The organism is Phenylobacterium sp. Root1290 (assembly GCF_001425305.1).
Taxonomy (GTDB): Bacteria; Pseudomonadota; Alphaproteobacteria; order Caulobacterales; family Caulobacteraceae; genus Phenylobacterium.
In genome coordinates this window covers 15538-31552 of the sequence record NZ_LMEE01000003.1, presented here as the reverse complement: position 1 = coordinate 31552, position 16015 = coordinate 15538, and the positions used below count along the sequence as shown (strand labels likewise).

Here is a 16015-nt window from a genome sequence, read left to right as displayed (position 1 = left end):
GCGGACGGCGGGACTTGCCTTACGACACGACAAGCGCCGACGCTGCGGAACGCAAGAGACAAAAAAGGGAGATAGGCGCCGTGGCGATCGATTTTGAAATTCCGGAAGACGCAAAGGCCGTTCGTGCACGTGTCCGCGAATGGGTCGAGACCGAGTGCATCCCCGCCGAGGCCCGGCTGAAGGACAAGGAGACGTTCAAGACCGTCCTGGCCGAATTGCGCGCCAAGGCCCGCGCCCAGGGCCTGTGGCTGCCCTTCATCCCCACAGAATACGGCGGCATGGGCCTGGGCCCGCTGGCCAACGCCCTGGTGCAGATGGAGCTGGGCCGCAGCCACCTCGGCGCGCTGTCGATGAACAGCCAGGGCCCCGACGACGCCACCATGCTGACCCTGCTGGCGCACGGCACCGAGCACCAGAAGGAGAAGTTCCTCAAGCCGCTGCTAAACGGCGACAAGCGAGTCTGCTACTCGATGACCGAGAAGGCCTCCGGCGCCGACGCCACCGGCATGCGCACCACCGCGGTCAAGGACGGCAACGAGAACTACGTGCTCAACGGCGAGAAGTGGTTCTCGTCGGCCGCCAGCGCCGCCGATCTGGCCGTGGTCATGGCCCGCACCGATCCGGACGCCCCGCGCCACCAGCAGTTCTCGACCTTCATCGTCGAGCTGCCCAATCCCGGCTACGTCATAAAGCGCGACATCAAGACCATGGCCGTCGAGGGACCGCTGTCGCACATCATGGGCGGCGGCCACTCCGAGATCGAGATCAAGGACCTTGTGATCCCGGCCGAGAACCTGCTGGGCGGCGAGGGCCAGGGCTTCAACATGGGCCAGCACCGCCTGGCCTACGGCCGCCTGCGGCATGGCATGCACAACGTCGCCATGGCCCAGCGCGCGCTCGACATGGCCACGGCCCATGTCACCCAGCGCTCGACCTTCGGCAAGCCGCTGGCCGAACGCCAGGCCGTCCAGTTCATGCTCGCCGAATGCGCCAGCGAGCTCTACATGGCTCGCCTGATGCTGCTCCACATCGCCTACAAGGCCGAGCGCGGCATGGACCTGCGGCAGGAGAACTCCATCGCCAAGGTCTTCCTCGCCCACATGGTGCACAAGGTGGTCGACACCGCGATCCAGCTGCACGGCGCGCTCGGCTACAGCCAGGATACGCCGCTGGCCAGCTGGTACACCCACATCCGCTCCCAGCGCCTGGTCGACGGGCCGGACGAGGTGCACCGCTGGACGGTCGGCCGCAACGTCATCAAGGCCTACCAGCAGCACGGCACCACCGCCTCGGCGGCCGGCGGCGACCTGCTCTAGGCCTAGCCCGCCCCGTCAGATGCGCCCGATCAGCCGGGCCGCATCTGGCGGCGGCGGCCGTTCGACCCGCCGGTAGACGCTGCCTTCCGCATTGCGCTCGACCAGGCGGGAGATCACCAGCTCGCGCCGCAGCAGGGCGTGGTCGCCAAAGTCGTGCAGCTTGCCGATGAGCTGACTGATATCGCGCTCTCCGAAGGTCTGACCGGCCGGCAGCTTCGACCACAGACCCCAGAGCGCCAGCACCTGGTCCTCGCGCCTGGCGGGCCAGCGCGCCAGCCGGCCGCCGCCGAAACAGCGCTCAACCCGCTCGATGCGGCGCTCATCGATCGGAGGCGTCTCAAGCGGCGGCGGCGTGGTCGGAACGTCTTCGGCCTCGGCGCGCAGCTGCTGGAAGTTCCGGCGGCCGACAGCGCGGGCCAGCATGTTCAGCAGCTCGACATGACCGGGCGTGGTCTCGCGCGCCTGAAGCTGCGCCCGCAGCGACTTGGCCAGGCTGGAAACGTCGTCGGCTCGGAACGGAATGATGGTTTTCGACATGATCTACCCTCGCGTGCCGAGGTGAGCGGTGATCGCCATTCCGATCTGGCACGGGAAGATGTGTCAGGTCGATCAAGTCAGATGCAGGTTTAGCGTACCCTCGCGGGCGGCGATGCCTCGGTGAACTGCAGACCGTGGTTCTGCGATAGTCGGGGGCCGAGCGGTCGTCAAGGCGCGGCAAATCGGGGATAACCGAGCGTCACCTCTGCAAGGAAATCCCATGACCCAACCGCTCCGCATCGTCGGACTATCCGGCAGCCTTCGCTCCGGCTCGTTCAACGCCCATCTGCTGCGGGCGGCGGCGCGCGTCGCGCCGGCAGGCATGGAGATCGAGGTCGAAACCATCCGCGGCGTGCCGCTCTACGACGGCGACGTGGAGGCGGCCGAAGGCATCCCCGCTCGGGTCACCGAACTCAAGGACAAGATCGCCGCCGCTGACGCCCTGTTCCTGGTGACGCCGGAGTACAACAACTCGATCCCGGGCGTGTTCAAGAACGCCATCGACTGGCTCACCCGCCCGGCCAGCGACATCCCGCGGGTGTTCGGCGGCAAGCCGGTCGCCTTCATCGGCGCCTCGCCCGGCGGCTTTGGCACCATCCTCAGCCAGGACGCCTGGCTGCCGGTGCTGCGCACCCTGGGAACCCAACCCTGGTTCGGCGGCCGTCTCATGGTCTCGCGCGCCCACAAGGTGTTCGACGAGTCCGGCGCGATCCTCGACCCGGCGATCGAGGCGGCGCTGAAGAACTATCTGACCGGGTTCGAGGCGTTCGTGCGCGAGGTGCGCGCCTAGCACCTTCGCGGAACGCCGGGCGCGCCGAAGTCGCATTCCAGGTCGGCGCGCGGCCAATCGCCGGCGTCGGCCGCCGCGACGTAGGTCGAGAGCAGGAAGTCAGCCAGCGCCGCGTCGGGATCGGCTGCGCCCCGCACCGCCTCGTAGGGCAGCACGAACTCGCCCAATCCCTCATGGAACGACGCCGCGCCCGGCCGAACGGACGCGGCGCGGAAGCCCTCCGGCTCGGGGTAGGCGTAGGAATAGAAGGCCGGATAGTCGACCAGCCCGCCGCCGGGCCAGAAGCCGGCGCTGGAGACCTCGTGCGAATAGGCTTCGCGCGCCACGGCGTCAGGCAGGTGCGGCACGCCGCCTGGATGCGGCGGGGCCGTGCGCCCGGAAAAGCGGGTCACCGCCAGGTCAAAGCTGCCCCAGAACAGATGCACAGGGCTGACCTTGCCCAGGTAGCCGGTGCGGAACGCCTGGAACACCCGCTCGATCTGGATCAGCGCCTGCCACAGTCGCCAGGCGGCGTCGCGGTCATAGACGCGCGGCGCGGTGTCCTGTGCAAATGGGATCGGGTCGGCGATCTCGTTGGGCACGCCGTTGATACGAACCGGCGCACCGGTTCGCGACAGCTGCTCCTCGACCGCCGCGTAGAAGCTGGCGATGGTCTGCCCCGCCAACGGGATCTCACCCAGGAAGCCGTTGCTGGCCCGGCAGCGCAGCAGATGCTCGACGAAGTCGAATTCCAGGTCGAACAGGCCGTGAGCGTTCGGCACCGGCGATGTGGTGAAGCCGCGCGGCGAAATGTAGAGCGCCACCTGCCAGCCGTGATTGACCCAAGGCGCGCGGGCGGTGCGCGCCTTGCCGACGATCTGGCTCATCAGGTGCAGGGTCTCGAAGGTCCCGCGGTCCTGCGCGTAGTCGAGGGCCGGCCAAGGGTTGGAAGTCGCCTCGGCCATGCCCGCTTCCTTCACACCAGGTCGTCGAACTCGTCGACCAACCGCTCCAGTTGGCTCATCCCCGCGGCCCAGAAGGCCTTCTCGCGCGGGTTCAGCCCGAACGGCTTTAGCGCCTCGACATAGGTCCGGGTTCCGCCGGCGGCGAGCAGATCCTCATAGAGCGGCGCGAAGGTCTTCGGATCCTCGCGCCGCTTCTCCATCAGCCCGCGCACCAGCAGATCTCCGAAGGCGTAGGCGTAGACGTAGAAGGGCGCGTGCACGAAGTGGCTGACATAGGCCCAATAGTGCTCGTAGCCAGGGTTGAGCTTCACCGCCGGGCCGAGGCTCTCGGCCATGACCTCCAGCCACAGCGCGCTGATGTCCTCGGGGGCCAGTTCGCCCTCCTGGCGCATGGCGTGGAACTGGGTCTCGAAGCGGTGGAAGGCGATCTGACGAACGACCGTGTTGAGGCCGTCCTCGATCTTGCCGGCCAGCAGACCCAGGCGCTCCTGCTTGGAGGCGCCGGCCAGCAGCCGCTCGAACACCAGCCCCTCGCCGAAGATCGAGGCGGTCTCGGCCAGGGTCAGCGGCGTGTCGGCCAGCAGGGTGCCCAGCGGCGCGCAGAGGGTCTGGTGCACGGCGTGTCCGAGCTCATGCGCCAGGGTCAGCACGTCCCGCCGCTCGCCCATGTAGTTCATGAACACATAGGGGTGCCGGTTGGCGGTGACCGGGTGCGAATAGGCGCCCGACTGCTTGCCGGTCCGCGGCCGCGCGTCGATCCAGGGATGGGTGAAGAAGGTCTGGGCCGTGTCGGCGAACTTGGGCGCGAGGTCGGAGAAGCTCTCCAGCACCATGCCCTTGGCCTCTTCCCAGCCGTAGGTGCGCGGGGCGGCGGTGTCGAGCGGGGCGTTGCGGTCCCAGTAGTCCAGGGTCTTGCGGCCCATGACCTTGGCCTTCAGCGCATAGTAGCGGTGACTCACCGAGGGATAGGCCTCGACCACCGCCGCTTCCAGCGCCTGGACCGCGTCGGCGTCGACCTCGTTGGCCAGATGCCGCGAGGCGGCCGGATCCGGGTACTTGCGCCAGCGGTCCTCGACCTGCTTCTCGAAGGCCAGGGTGTTCATCGACAGCGCCAGGATCGGGGTGCGCTCCTCCAGCGCCTTGGCCAGGCCTTGGGCGGCCTGCTTGCGGCGCGCGCCATCCGGATCGGACAGCCGGTTCAACGCCTCGGGAAGGGTCAGGGTCTCGCGGCCCACCTTGGCCGTCAGCCGCGCCAGGGTCTCGTCAAACAGCCGCGTCCAGTTGGCCACGGCGGGCGCCCGGTCGATCAGCAGGCGCTCCAAGTCGGCGGTCAATTCGTGCGGGCGCGACAGCCTCACCCGACGCATCCACGGCCGCCAGCGGGCGGCGGGCGGATGAGCCTTGAAGGCCATCTCGATCTCGTTGTCCTCAAGCTGGTTGAGCTCCAGCGTAAAGAACAGGCTGTCGGCGGCGATCTGCGAGGAGCGGGCGCGAAGGTCGGCCTCGAACTTGGCCCAGGCCGGATCGTCGCGCGCGACGGTCGCCGACAGCGCGGCATAGGCGCCGACGGCCCACAGGCCGTTGGTGGCGCTCTCGTAGAGCTGGATCCCATGGTCGAGCACTTCGCCCAGCCGCAGCGGATCGCCGCGCAGGGTCGTGAAGCGGCCCTTCAGCTTGACCAACTCGTCATTGGCCGCCTTGGCGGCGGTCAGGTCGGCCTCGATCTTCGGATCGTCGCGCCCCGCATAGAGGTCGGCGAGATTCCACTCAGGCAGGGTGTCCAGTTTCACGGGAGCGTTCATGCGCTCAGAGATAGACCCTTGGCGGCGCAGTCGCTAGCGGGCGCGCGCTCTGAGACGCGCGCCCATCAGCGACCTAGCTCTTCGGCGCCGGCGCTCCCTTGGCCGGAGACGTTGCAGATTTTGCCTCGGCCTGCACGGCCCGCGCCTCGGTGAGCACGTAGGCGCGCAGGTCCTCGGCGCCTTGAGCGTCGATGAAGCGGCTGAAGCTGGCCATGCCGCGTTCGGCCAGGGCCCCGTCGATCACCACCGACTTCCAGCTGTCGGACGAGAGCAGCATCTGCGAACGGCGCAGGTCCGGCAGATAGGTCCCGGTCGCATTGGGGCCGTGGCAGACCTGGCAGTTCTGGTGGAACAGGGCGAAGCCGCGCTTGGCGTCGCCGGTCGAGGTCACGCCGGTGAGGTCGATCTCGAACTTTTCTGGCCGGACATAGGCCGGAGCCGTCGCCTTGCCGCCGAGCTTGAAGACCAGCAGCCGGCCCGGCAGGCGGGGACGGTCGGGCAGGATGAACGGGGCCGACAGCGCCCCGGCCCCGCCATAGCCGACCATCTGCGCGACGTACTGCTCGCCGTCGATCTCATAGGTCATCGGCGCGGCGATGACGCCGTTGTCGGTCTTGTAGGACCACAGTTTCTTGCCGTCGGCGGCGCCATAGGCGGCGAACTCGCCCTGGGCGGCGCCCTGGAAGATCAGTCCGCCGCCGGTCGAGAGGATGCCGGCGTTCCAGAAGTAGGGGTGCTGGATCGTGAAGCGGGCCTTCTGGGCGACGGGGTCCCAGGCGATCAACTCGCCCTTCACCATCGCCTTGAGGGCGGCGATCTGGGCCTTGTCGGTGGGCAGGGCGTTGGCGAGGAAATCGGTGCCGACGTTCCAGGCGCCGGCGCGGTAGGCGTAGCCCTTGTCCGGCGTGTAGGCGAAGGGGATCACCTGGGCCGGGATGTAGACCAGGTTTTCCTTGGGGTTGAAGGCCATCGGGTGCCAGTTGTGGGCGCCGAACGGCGCCGGCACCTGCAGCGACGGGGCGTTTTCATAGCGGACGCCGGGGTTCTCGATCGGCCGGCCGGTGGAGGGGTCCACCCCCTTTGCCCAGGTGATCGGCACGTAGGGCTTGGCCGAGATCAGCTGGCCGTTGGTGCGGTCGAGGACGTAGAAGAAGCCGTTCTTGGGCGCCTGCATCAGCACCTTTCGCGGCGTACCTCCCACATTCATGTCAGCCAGGATGATGTGCTGGGTGGCGGTGTAGTCCCAGCTCTCGCCCGGCGTGGTCTGATAGTGCCAGACGTACTCGCCGGTGTCGGGCTTCAGCGCCAGGATCGAAGACAGGAAGAGGTTGTCGCCCTTGCCGTCCGAGCGCTTCACGTGATTCCAGGGCGAGCCGTTGCCGACGCCCGCATAGAGGATGTCCAGCTCCGGGTCGTAGGCCATGGCGTCCCAGACGGTGCCGCCGCCGCCGGTCTCCTTCCAGCCCTCGCCGAACCAGGTGGCCGCGCCCTTCTCCTTCATGACCTTGTCGGAGGCGGCGTTGTCCGGCTGGCCGTTGGGATTGGGCGTGGTGAAGAAGCGCCAGACCAGCTTGCCGTCGTTGACGTCGTAGGCCGACAGGTAGCCGCGCACGCCGTACTCGCCGCCGCCGTTGCCGATCAGGACCTTGTCCTTGATGACCCGCGGCGCGCCGGTGATCGTATAGGGACGCGAAGTATCGGTGGTCTGCACCGACCAGACCTGCTTGCCAGTGGCCGCGTCGAGGGCGATCAGCCGGCCGTCGAGCGCGCCGACATAGACCCTGCCCTTCCAGACCGCGACGCCGCGGTTGACCACGTCGCAGCAGGCGTCGAAGCCTTTCTTGCCGTCGACCTTGGGATCGAACGACCACTTCAGCGCCCCGGTCTTGGCGTCGAACGCGAAGACCTTTGACCACGAGGTGGTGGTGTAGAGCGTGCCGTCGACCACGATCGGCGTCGCCTCCTGGCCGCGGTCGGTGTCGAATTCGTACATCCAGGCCAGGCCCAGCTGGCCGACGTTGCTGGCGTTGATCTTGTCGAGCGGGCTGTGACGCTGCTCGTCATAGGTCCGGCCGTAGGAGAGCCATTCGCCGTTGCCGGCCGCCGCGGCGATGCGGTCGCCATCGACATTGCCGGACTTGGCCGTCTCGGCCTTCTGACTGCATGCGGCCAAGACCGCCGCCACGGCGATGACCGCCGCCAGCTTCAAGCTCTTCATGGATGCGCCTCCCAGCAGCCGTCATCACGCGGCCGTTGGGAGGACTATGCGCCGCTGATTTTAGAGGGCAAGGGCGCCGCTAGGTCACCTTGCGCGGCCGGTCCAGGACGAACGCGATCAGCCCCAGAACCAGGTAGACGGCCAGGGCCGTGCCGCCCAATCGGGCCGCATCGCCATCGCCCGGCATGACCATGGCGATGATCTGCACGGCGACCAGAATGGTCATGAAGACCAGCACCGGCCACAGCGAGCGCCCCTGCCGTCCGCGCACGAACGCCCAGGCCGCCGCCCCCAGACCCAGCAGGCCGATCTCGACCGCCTGTTCGGGCAGCGGATAGTTCCAGAGGCCGAAGCCGACCTTGGTCCCGCCGAACCAGAGCTCAAGGTCGGGCCGGTGCACCAGCAGGTCGGTCAGCCAGTGCGAGAAGACCACCAGGGCGATGGCGATCGCCGCGCCCCAGGGCAGGCGCGCGGCCCGCGCCAGCAGCAGGCCCGCGAGCGACCACAGCACCACCGCCGGCAGGCTGTGCGTGAAGGGCATGTGGTAGAGGTCGAGCGCGCTGCCCGGCAGGCTGGGATCGATGCGCACCTTCTCGACGCCCGCCATCACCAGCGCGCCCCAGCCGATGTCGATGGCCTGGGCGGCGATCACGTAGGTCCAGAGGGGCGCGCGGGGCTCGATGGCCTTGGCGGCGAGGGAAGCAGCGTAGTGGCCGACGAACATGGCGCATGGCTCCGATGGACCAGGCCGCCAAGGTCGAGCTTGGCGGCGCTTCGCGCAACCACCCAAATCCGAACCCCAGCCATTCGGAAATCGGCTAGGCGAGGAACTCCACCAGCGCCGCGGCGAACTGCGGGGCGGCTACGACGCTGCGGTGGTCGCCTGGCGCGATCCGCACCTGGGCGCCCGCGATCGCGGCGGCCAGCCGCTCGGGCCGGGCGGCCAGCGGATCGGCGTCGCCGGCCAGCACCAGGGTCTGGGCCTTGATGTCCTCCAGCGGGATGCGGCTGGCGTGGACGACCTGAGCCTGGGCGGCCAGGGCCTTGCGGTCGGCGCCGGTGGCGTCGGCCAGTTGGCGGAAGCCGCGCGCCGCGGGCGGAATGTCGGCCGGGTCATCGGCCAGCAGGGCTTTGACGATGTCCTGGTTGTCGACCACGCGAGTGTCGACGCCGCCCTGGGCCAGGATGCCGTCGCCGACCCCGCCGATGACGAGACGACGGATACGCGGTTCGCGCGCGCCGGCGATCAGCGAGACGATGGCGCCCATCGAGTAGCCGACGAGGTCGAAGGTCTCGAAGCCCAGCCGATCGATCAGCTCGGAGACGTCGCGGGCCATCCGGTCCTCGCCATAGAAGGCCGGATCGTGCGGCTTGTCGGACTCGCCGTGGCCGCGCGCATCGACGGCGATCACCCGCCGGCCGGCCGCGGTCAGGGCCGCGATGACGCCGGCGCCCAGCCAGTTGAGCTTGGCGTTGGCCCCGAAGCCGTGGTGCAGCACCACCGGCGGCCCGGGCAGCTCCGCGCCCCATTCATGCCAGACGATCCCGACGCCGTCTGAAGTCTCAAACCGCTCGCCCATTTTCGTTCCCCTCACCCGATCTCAAAGACACGCAGGCGCACCCGGTCGGCGGCCCGTTCGCCGACCGCCAGCGCCAACAGCCGGTTCAACCGCTGCAGTCCCGGCGCGGCGGTGCGCAGCCGCACCGAGGTGCGGAAGTAATAGCTCGCCGGATCCACCGCCTCGCCGCGCGCCAGCGCCGCCAGTACGTCCGGCGGGCCGTGCCGCAGGCCTTCGGAGCGGACCTCGACCGTTCCCTGCCCGACGATGTCGAGGACATAGTGGGCGGCGATATCCATGCGCCCGTCGGGCCACAGGGTCTGCCAGTCGCCGCCGCCTGGCAGCACCACCCCGTCCAGGCCGCCGCCAACGATCCCGCCAATGATCGGGATGAATCGGCGTCCGTGCGCCGAAGCATCGACCTGCACCGGCGGGCCGACCAGGACCTCGAGGGTCATCAGCGGCGAGAGTTCCGGGGTCATGCTTGCGTTTCCTTCGGGCGCAGTCCGGTCAGCACCTTGTAGCGGGCGGCGATGGCCTCCAGCTCGCCGGCTGCGAACACGTCCTCGATGCGGGCGAAGCCCTGCGGCGCGCGCTCGTGAGCCAACTGCATGCACTGCTCAGGGCCGTTGCCGCGATTGGCGACGACGATGGCGGCGGTCGGACCCAGGCGCGCCTGCTCATAGGCGGCCAGACCGCTCGCAGCGTCCGTCGCCGCGGCCAGCGCCTGGGCCAGGGCGCGGGCGTCGAGGATCGCCTGGCTCGCCCCATTTGAGCCGATCGGATACATTGGGTGGGCGGCGTCGCCGAGCAGGGTCACCGCCCCGTGGCTCCAGCGCGGCAGCGGGTCGCGATCGACCATCGGGTACTCGTAGGTCGTCTGCGCACCGGTGATCAGGCCGGGCACGTCCAGCCAGTCGAAGCGCCAGTCCTCGAACCGCGGCAGGAAATCATCGAGCGCGCCGCGGCGATTCCAATCCTCGCGACGCAGGCGTTCGGGCAGACTGAGCTCGGCGATCCAGTTGATCTGCTGACGGCCGTCCGGCCGCACGGGGCCGATGGGATAGGCGACGAACTTCTGGTCCTGCCAGCCGGCCATGATCATGCTGGCGCCGCTGAGGAACGGCGCGGCCAGGGTGGTGGCGCGCCAAAGCGTGCGGCCCGAATAGACCGGCGGCCCTTCGTCAGGGAAGAACGTCGCGCGCGCCGCAGAATGGATCCCGTCGGCGGCCACCAGGATGTCGGCCCGCGCCACAACCTCCTCGCCAGCCGCGGATGCGAAGGCGGCGGAGACCTGCCCCCCGTCCTGGCTGAAACCGACTAGGCGGCGGTCGCAGACCACGCGCTCAGGGCCCAGGCGCGAGCCCACCGCCTCCAGCAGCACCGACTGCAGGACGCCGCGCGGCAGGGACAGCTGCGGCGAGGCATGACCGGCATAGCGGCCGCGCGGCTCGCCCCAGATCCGCTGCCCCTTGTGATTGAAGTAGACCAGCTCGCGGGTCGCCACGGCCTGGGCGGCCAACTCGTCCATGAGGCCGAGTTCGGCGAGCACCTCGCCCGCGTGAGGGAGCAGATTGATGCCGACGCCGAGCGGCAGGATCTGCGGGACGGCCTCGAAGACGACGACGTCATGCCCGGCCGCGTGGAGCGTCAGCGCAGCGGTCAGGCCGCCGATGCCGGCTCCGGCCACGATCACTTTCATCGTCGCCCTCCCTTATGGCGCACTTTGTTATGCACCATAACAATCTAGATTTGGACTTCAATGGCCCGCCGCGAACGGCGATGAACGCAGGGCGAGCACGGAGGAGTGGGGCGCGATGAGCGATCGGTTCGATCCCCGCCGGCCCGGCGTGGACTATGGCGTCCTTGACGAGCTGGTCGGCTACGCCCTGCGCCGGGCGCAGATCCGCATGACCGAGGCGTTCGACGCCCGACTGGGCGCCGAGGGGGTCACGACCCAGAGGTTCTCGGCCCTGGTGCTGATCGCGCAGAACCCCGGCCTCAAGCAGACCGAGCTGGCGACCATCATGGGCATCGCCCGGTCCGGGGTACTGGCGATCGTCGACGCCCTGGCCGGCCAGGGCCTGATCGAGCGGCGGGCGGCGCCGGACGACGGACGCGCGCAGGCGCTGTTCCTGACCGCCCACGGCGAGGCGCGGCTGCCGCAGATCACCCAGCAGGTGCGCGACCACGACCGCGACCTGACCCACGGCTTCACCGGGGCGGAGGTCGAAGCCCTGCGCGCGCTGCTGGACCGCATCCGGACCTGATCACGACCGACGCGGCGGCGCCCCGGCCGGCGGCGCACGCGACAGCAGCGCCTCGCGCATCTCGCGATTGTCCGTCTCGACCTGGCGGATCATCGCCCGGAAGCGTGGATCGGCGCGCAGCGGCGCCATCATCGGATAGGTGTCCAGGCGCATGAACAGGTCGATGTCGTAGAGGACGCGATAGCCGGCATCCACGGCCGAGCGCAGTTCGGCCAGGGCGCGTTCGTTGTCGCCGAGCATCGCGAAGGCCTTCACGCGCGCGATCTTCCGCGCGTTCGGTTGGCGCATCCCCGCCTGTGGCTCGGTCGCCGCGAGCACCGCCTGGAGGATACGCCGAGCCTGGCCCTTGTCGCCGGTCTGGTCGATGACATAGGCGGCGCTGACCGCCTCGTTGGCCAGTCGGGTGGAGACCTTGGGAGCCGGCTCGAAGAGCTCTGGCGACATCACCAGCCACTCGCCGCGGGCCAGGTCGTACTGGCCGAGCTCGGTGGCGGCGACGGCCATGCCGCTATGCCAGAGGGGGTCGGGCTCGGCCTCGGCCAGTTTGCCGCGAGAGAGCGTCCCGAGGCCGTCGAAGTCGCCCGCGACCAGCATCTGCACCGCCGTCGCGACCGGCCCCACCACCGGATGCCCGGCCCATGGCGCGAGCGTGCGTTCCGCCTCCGCCGGGAGACCGAGATTGTAGTAGAGATTGGCGAGCTGGATCGACGCGGAGGGGTCGGTCTGCGGCTCGGCGGCCATGCGATACCAGATCACCGCCTGATCCAGCCGCCCCTGTTCGATCATGATGTCGCCAAGCTGCTCCTTGGAATCGATGAACTCCGGAAACAGCTCGATGTTGGTCCGCAGGCGCTGGGCCGCCTCGTCCAGCTTGCCCGTCGCCGCCAGGGAGCCGGCCAGGGCGTTGTTGGCGATGCGGTCGAGGGGATCGATCTCCAGCGCGCGGCGCAGATAGGTCACCGCCTCGGTCGGGCGGCGGGCGGCGATGTAATCGCCATAGAGGCTCAGCGCCTCCGGGTCGCGCGGGGCCAGGTCGACGGCGCGCTTGTAGGCGCTCTCGGCCTCCAGCTCGGCGTCGGCCGAACCCTCGCGGATGAAGCGGATCGCCGAGACGAAGCCCTTGGCGATATAGGCCGATGACGATTTCGGATCGAGCTCCAGCGCCTTGGCGATCTGGGTCTCGGCGCTTTGCACCGCGGGCGTGAAGTCGCCCTCGAGATGGTTCTGCGCGAGATAGGCGGTCGCGTAGGCGTAGGCGGCGCGGACCTCGGCGTTGTCCGGCTCCATGTCGATAAGGCGGCGGTAGATCGCCTGGGCCGCCATCACCTGGGCCTTGCCCTTGCGGCGCATCTGGCCCTTGGCGACCACCTCCAAACGGTAAGCCTCCGGGTCGCGCGGCGCCCGCCTGGCCGCCGCTTCGCCGCCGCCGGCGCTCAGCTCGGCCTTCAGCGCGGTGGCCACTCCGTCGGCGATCTCGGTCTGGATGGCGAAGGCGTCGTCCATGTGCCGGTCGTAGGTCTCCGACCACAGGTGGAAGCCGTTCTTGACGCTGACCAGTTGGCAGGTGACCCGCAGGCGGTCGCCCGAGCGCCGCACGCTGCCCTCGACCACGTGGGCGACATTCAGCTTCTTGCCGATCTCGCGGACGTCCTCGTTCTTGCCCTTGAAGTAGAAGGCCGAGGTCCGGCCCGCGACCTTGAGGTCAGGCACCTGGGCCAGGCTGTTGGTGACCTCCTCAGTCAGTCCGTCGGCGAAATACTCGGAGTCCTTGGCGGCGCTGAAATTGGCGAAGGGCAGCACCGCGACGGACTTGCTGGGGGCCGACAGCAGGTTGGGGCCGGCGTCGCCGCGCAGCGACCCAGTCAGGCCGACCGCGGTGGCGACGAAGATCACCACGCCCGCGCCGATGGCCGCCAGCGCGGTCCAATCCATCCAGTTCATGCGCTTGGGCGCGTCCTCGCCCAGGGCCCGCGTGCGGCGGATCGCGCCGTCGGGGCCGAGTTCGAAAGCCCAGGTCAGCAATAGGGTCAGCGGCAGGCCGACCGCCAGCAGCATCAGGGTCGTCACCGACAGCCACTTGGGCAGCTCAAGGGTCTCGAAGACCGTCCTGGCGACCTGGAACACGCCCCAGGCGGTGACCGTGTAGACCCCGGCCACCCGCACGACGTTGCGCGTCCGAAGCTCGTTGAGGAAGTGCCGAAGGTTCAAGGCAGCCCGCTCCTAGCCCCGGCGAGTATGCGCCAGACCAGCCCCACGCAGAAGCCAAATGAAGAACCGCGTTCTTCGACAGTTGTCGAGCAGAGTCGATGCGGCGACGCGTTAACCCCCGACTCAGGAGTCCGAAACCCCGCCTTTACCCCGCCCATGTATCAATCCGAGCCAACAAGAGCCTCGTTCGACCAGGTTATCGGCGAAACGAGCGTCCGATTCAGGTGTGGGTGTTTCAAATGACCAAGACGGTCCTCGTCGTCGATGACGACCCGACTCAGCGCCGGTTGATCCAGGCCGTGCTCGAGCGTGAAGGCTTCGCCGTCGCCCACGCCGAGAACGGCGATGCGGCGATCACGCGCCTGCAGTCGGGCGCCTCGACGGACATCGTGCTGCTCGACCTCGTCATGCCCGGAATGTCGGGCCAGGACACGCTGAAGGAGATGCGCGCGCGCAACTTCTCCCAGCCGGTGATCGTGCTGACCGCCACCGGCGGGATCGACACCGTCGTCCAGGCCATGCAGGCCGGAGCCAGCGACTTCTTCATCAAGCCGGCGAGCCCGGAGCGGATCATCGTCTCGATCCGCAACGCGCTGTCCATGGGCGCGCTGAAGGGCGAGGTGGACCGGCTGAAGAAGCACGCCGCCGGCCGCACCAGCTTCGCCGACATGGTCGGGAACTCCCCGGCCATGACCATGGTCAAGCGCATGGGCGAGCGGGCTGCGAAGTCCTCGATCCCGATCCTGATCACCGGCGAGAGCGGGGTCGGCAAGGAAGTGATCGCACGCGCCGTGCACGGCTCATCCGAGCGCGCCGGCAAGCCGTTCGTGGCGGTGAACTGCGGCGCCCTGCCCGAGAACCTGGTCGAGTCGATCCTGTTCGGCCATGAGAAGGGCAGCTTCACGGGCGCCACCGACAAGCACCTGGGCAAGTTCCAGGAGGCCAACGGCGGGACCCTGTTCCTGGACGAGGTCGGCGAGCTGCCGCTGGACATGCAGGTCAAGCTGCTGCGCGCGCTGCAGGAAAGCGAGATCGATCCGGTCGGCTCCAAGCGCTCGGTCAAGGTCGACGTGCGGATCGTCTCGGCGACTAACCGCGATCCCGCACAAGCGGTGAAGGAAGGCCTGTTCCGCGAGGACCTGTTCTATCGCCTCAACGTTTTCCCGATCGAGGCCCCGCCTCTGCGCGAGCGGCGCGAGGACATTCCGGCCCTGGTCGACCACTTCATCCGCCGCTTCAACGTCGAGGAGGGCAAGACCGTGGTCGGCGCCTCCGCCGAAACCCTGGTGTTCCTGACCAACTACGACTGGCCGGGCAACGTGCGGCAGCTGGAGAACGCGGTCTATCGCGCCATCGTGCTGGCCGACGCGCCGTATCTGCAGCCGTTCGACTTCCCGGCCATTTCGGGTGTCGCCGCGCCGCCGCCGGAAGCGCTGGAGGCGGTCGCCAGCCAGCGGCCCATGACCCTGCCGACGGCCGAGGAACTGGTCGCCGAAATGCCGGCCGACGCGCCGGTGCGGATCCTCGACCACCGCGGCCATCTGCGCACGCTGGAAGAGATCGAGCGCGACCTGATCGCGCTGGCCATCGAGATCTATGCCGGCCACATGAGCGAGGTGGCCCGCCGCCTCGGCATCGGCCGCTCGACCCTCTACCGAAAGGTCCGCGAGCAGGGGCTGGAAGACGCCGTCAAGGGCGCCGGCGGCGAGGACGACGCGAGCGCGGTGGCGTAGCGGGACCGGCCTCTCTTCCCCGTTTGGAGAGGGGCGCTAGTCTTCCGAGTATGGTTTCGGCCGCCGTTTGAAGGGCTTCTTCTCGCCCTTGGCCTTGGCGGCGATCTCTTTGAGCTTCACGGTCTGCATGACCGAGAGCGCCTCGCCCGCGCCGCCCTTCTCAGGGTCGCCGAAGGCGCGGCCGTAGGTCTTCACGCGGTCCTCGATGGAACCGAGGAACTCCCCCTCCCAGTCGGAAAGCTTCACCTCGGCGCGGTCCGCCTGGCGGCGGACGCGCTTCAGTGCGTTCAGCGCGGCCCGCTTGGCCTGCGCCTTCCGGTCTGGCGGGGTTCGCTTCAAATCTCTCCCATCGCCGAGAGGTAGAGGTCGAGGATCGCTTCCTCCTCGAGCCGCTTGGCGCGGTCCTGTTTGCGGATGCGGACCACCTTGCGCAGGATCTTGACGTCGAAGCCGTTGCCCTTGGCTTCGGCGAAGACTTCTTTGATCTGCTCGGCGATCTCCGACTTCTCCTGCTCAAGGCGTTCGATGCGTTCGATGATGCTCTTGAGCTGGCCCTGGGCGGCCTGGTTCAGAATGTCGCCGTGGGAATTGTCGTCGGACATGGCGTTAAGCGTCTCACAGCTCGAGGGTTGCGGAAA

General features: G+C 68.7%; 15 protein-coding genes. 4 read left to right on the top strand and 11 right to left on the bottom strand.

What is annotated here, in order from left to right:
* The first annotated feature begins 80 nt into the window (after window positions 1–80).
* Window positions 81–1316, top strand: coding sequence for an acyl-CoA dehydrogenase family protein (locus tag ASC79_RS14880; protein ID WP_056022950.1), 1236 nt, complete (start codon window positions 81–83; stop codon window positions 1314–1316).
* Between the two features lie 15 nt (window positions 1317–1331).
* On the opposite strand, the gene ASC79_RS14875 is transcribed toward ASC79_RS14880, so the two are convergent.
* Window positions 1332–1853 (bottom strand): DUF2087 domain-containing protein, encoded by a 522-nt coding sequence (locus ASC79_RS14875; protein ID WP_056022953.1) that lies wholly within the window; start codon window positions 1851–1853, stop codon window positions 1332–1334.
* Window positions 1854–2073: 220 nt separating this feature from the next.
* On the opposite strand from ASC79_RS14875, the gene ASC79_RS14870 reads away from it, so the two are divergent.
* The gene (locus ASC79_RS14870; RefSeq protein ID WP_056022956.1) at window positions 2074–2643 is read left to right on the top strand and encodes an NADPH-dependent FMN reductase; all 570 of its coding nucleotides are present in this window, start codon (window positions 2074–2076) and stop codon (window positions 2641–2643) included.
* Here ASC79_RS14870 and ASC79_RS14865 read toward each other — a convergent pair.
* The 7 genes from ASC79_RS14865 to ASC79_RS14835 all read right to left on the bottom strand — a co-directional run bounded on the left by ASC79_RS14865 (window position 2640) and on the right by ASC79_RS14835 (window position 10868).
* Window positions 2640–3587 carry a DUF5996 family protein gene (locus ASC79_RS14865; RefSeq protein ID WP_056023697.1) on the bottom strand — a complete coding sequence of 316 codons (948 nt, stop codon included), beginning with the start codon at window positions 3585–3587 and terminating at the stop codon, window positions 2640–2642. The genes ASC79_RS14870 and ASC79_RS14865 overlap by 4 nt on opposite strands.
* An 11-nt stretch (window positions 3588–3598) precedes the next feature.
* Complete coding sequence (locus ASC79_RS14860; RefSeq protein WP_056022959.1) at window positions 3599–5389, bottom strand: M3 family oligoendopeptidase; 1791 nt, start codon at window positions 5387–5389, stop codon at window positions 3599–3601.
* Between the two features lie 73 nt (window positions 5390–5462).
* A complete protein-coding gene (locus ASC79_RS14855; RefSeq protein WP_056022963.1) occupies window positions 5463–7607 on the bottom strand; it encodes a PQQ-dependent dehydrogenase, methanol/ethanol family in 2145 nt (714 codons plus the stop codon).
* Between the two features lie 79 nt (window positions 7608–7686).
* Entirely contained in the window at window positions 7687–8331 is a 645-nt protein-coding gene (locus ASC79_RS14850; protein ID WP_056022966.1) for a metal-dependent hydrolase, read from the bottom strand.
* A gap of 94 nt (window positions 8332–8425) precedes the next feature.
* The gene (locus ASC79_RS14845) at window positions 8426–9187 is read right to left on the bottom strand and encodes an alpha/beta fold hydrolase (RefSeq protein ID WP_056022969.1); all 762 of its coding nucleotides are present in this window, start codon (window positions 9185–9187) and stop codon (window positions 8426–8428) included.
* 11 nt (window positions 9188–9198) lie between these two features.
* Window positions 9199–9648: a DUF3237 family protein gene (locus tag ASC79_RS14840; RefSeq protein WP_056022972.1), complete on the bottom strand. Its 450-nt coding sequence runs from the start codon at window positions 9646–9648 to the stop codon at window positions 9199–9201.
* On the bottom strand, window positions 9645–10868 hold the full coding sequence (locus ASC79_RS14835) for a flavin-dependent oxidoreductase (RefSeq protein ID WP_056022975.1): 1224 nt from the start codon (window positions 10866–10868) through the stop codon (window positions 9645–9647). Before ASC79_RS14835 ends, ASC79_RS14840 begins: the two co-directional genes overlap by 4 nt.
* 115 nt (window positions 10869–10983) lie before the next feature.
* On the opposite strand from ASC79_RS14835, the gene ASC79_RS14830 reads away from it, so the two are divergent.
* Complete coding sequence (locus ASC79_RS14830) at window positions 10984–11436, top strand: MarR family winged helix-turn-helix transcriptional regulator (RefSeq protein ID WP_056022978.1); 453 nt, start codon at window positions 10984–10986, stop codon at window positions 11434–11436.
* On the opposite strand, the gene ASC79_RS14825 is transcribed toward ASC79_RS14830, so the two are convergent.
* Entirely contained in the window at window positions 11437–13644 is a 2208-nt protein-coding gene (locus tag ASC79_RS14825) for a tetratricopeptide repeat protein (protein ID WP_056022981.1), read from the bottom strand.
* Between the two features lie 239 nt (window positions 13645–13883).
* On the opposite strand from ASC79_RS14825, the gene ASC79_RS14820 reads away from it, so the two are divergent.
* A complete protein-coding gene (locus ASC79_RS14820) occupies window positions 13884–15377 on the top strand; it encodes a sigma-54 dependent transcriptional regulator (RefSeq protein ID WP_056022984.1) in 1494 nt (497 codons plus the stop codon).
* Between the two features lie 36 nt (window positions 15378–15413).
* Here ASC79_RS14820 and ASC79_RS14815 read toward each other — a convergent pair whose 3' ends face one another.
* A complete protein-coding gene (locus tag ASC79_RS14815) occupies window positions 15414–15716 on the bottom strand; it encodes a hypothetical protein (protein WP_056022987.1) in 303 nt (100 codons plus the stop codon).
* Complete coding sequence (locus tag ASC79_RS14810; protein WP_056022991.1) at window positions 15713–15979, bottom strand: DUF2312 domain-containing protein; 267 nt, start codon at window positions 15977–15979, stop codon at window positions 15713–15715. Before ASC79_RS14810 ends, ASC79_RS14815 begins: the two co-directional genes overlap by 4 nt.
* Window positions 15980–16015: the final 36 nt, after the last annotated feature.

Coding starts and splice junctions, on each gene's coding strand:
- ASC79_RS14875 (WP_056022953.1), bottom strand. CDS start 1,853: ATGTCGAAAACCATCATTCCGTTCCGAGCCGACGACGTTTCCAGCCTG.
- ASC79_RS14870 (WP_056022956.1), top strand. CDS start 2,074: ATGACCCAACCGCTCCGCATCGTCGGACTATCCGGCAGCCTTCGCTCC.
- ASC79_RS14865 (WP_056023697.1), bottom strand. CDS start 3,587: ATGGCCGAGGCGACTTCCAACCCTTGGCCGGCCCTCGACTACGCGCAG.
- ASC79_RS14860 (WP_056022959.1), bottom strand. CDS start 5,389: ATGAACGCTCCCGTGAAACTGGACACCCTGCCTGAGTGGAATCTCGCC.
- ASC79_RS14855 (WP_056022963.1), bottom strand. CDS start 7,607: ATGAAGAGCTTGAAGCTGGCGGCGGTCATCGCCGTGGCGGCGGTCTTG.
- ASC79_RS14850 (WP_056022966.1), bottom strand. CDS start 8,331: ATGTTCGTCGGCCACTACGCTGCTTCCCTCGCCGCCAAGGCCATCGAG.
- ASC79_RS14845 (WP_056022969.1), bottom strand. CDS start 9,187: ATGGGCGAGCGGTTTGAGACTTCAGACGGCGTCGGGATCGTCTGGCAT.
- ASC79_RS14840 (WP_056022972.1), bottom strand. CDS start 9,648: ATGACCCCGGAACTCTCGCCGCTGATGACCCTCGAGGTCCTGGTCGGC.
- ASC79_RS14835 (WP_056022975.1), bottom strand. CDS start 10,868: ATGAAAGTGATCGTGGCCGGAGCCGGCATCGGCGGCCTGACCGCTGCG.
- ASC79_RS14830 (WP_056022978.1), top strand. CDS start 10,984: ATGAGCGATCGGTTCGATCCCCGCCGGCCCGGCGTGGACTATGGCGTC.
- ASC79_RS14820 (WP_056022984.1), top strand. CDS start 13,884: ATGACCAAGACGGTCCTCGTCGTCGATGACGACCCGACTCAGCGCCGG.
- ASC79_RS14810 (WP_056022991.1), bottom strand. CDS start 15,979: ATGTCCGACGACAATTCCCACGGCGACATTCTGAACCAGGCCGCCCAG.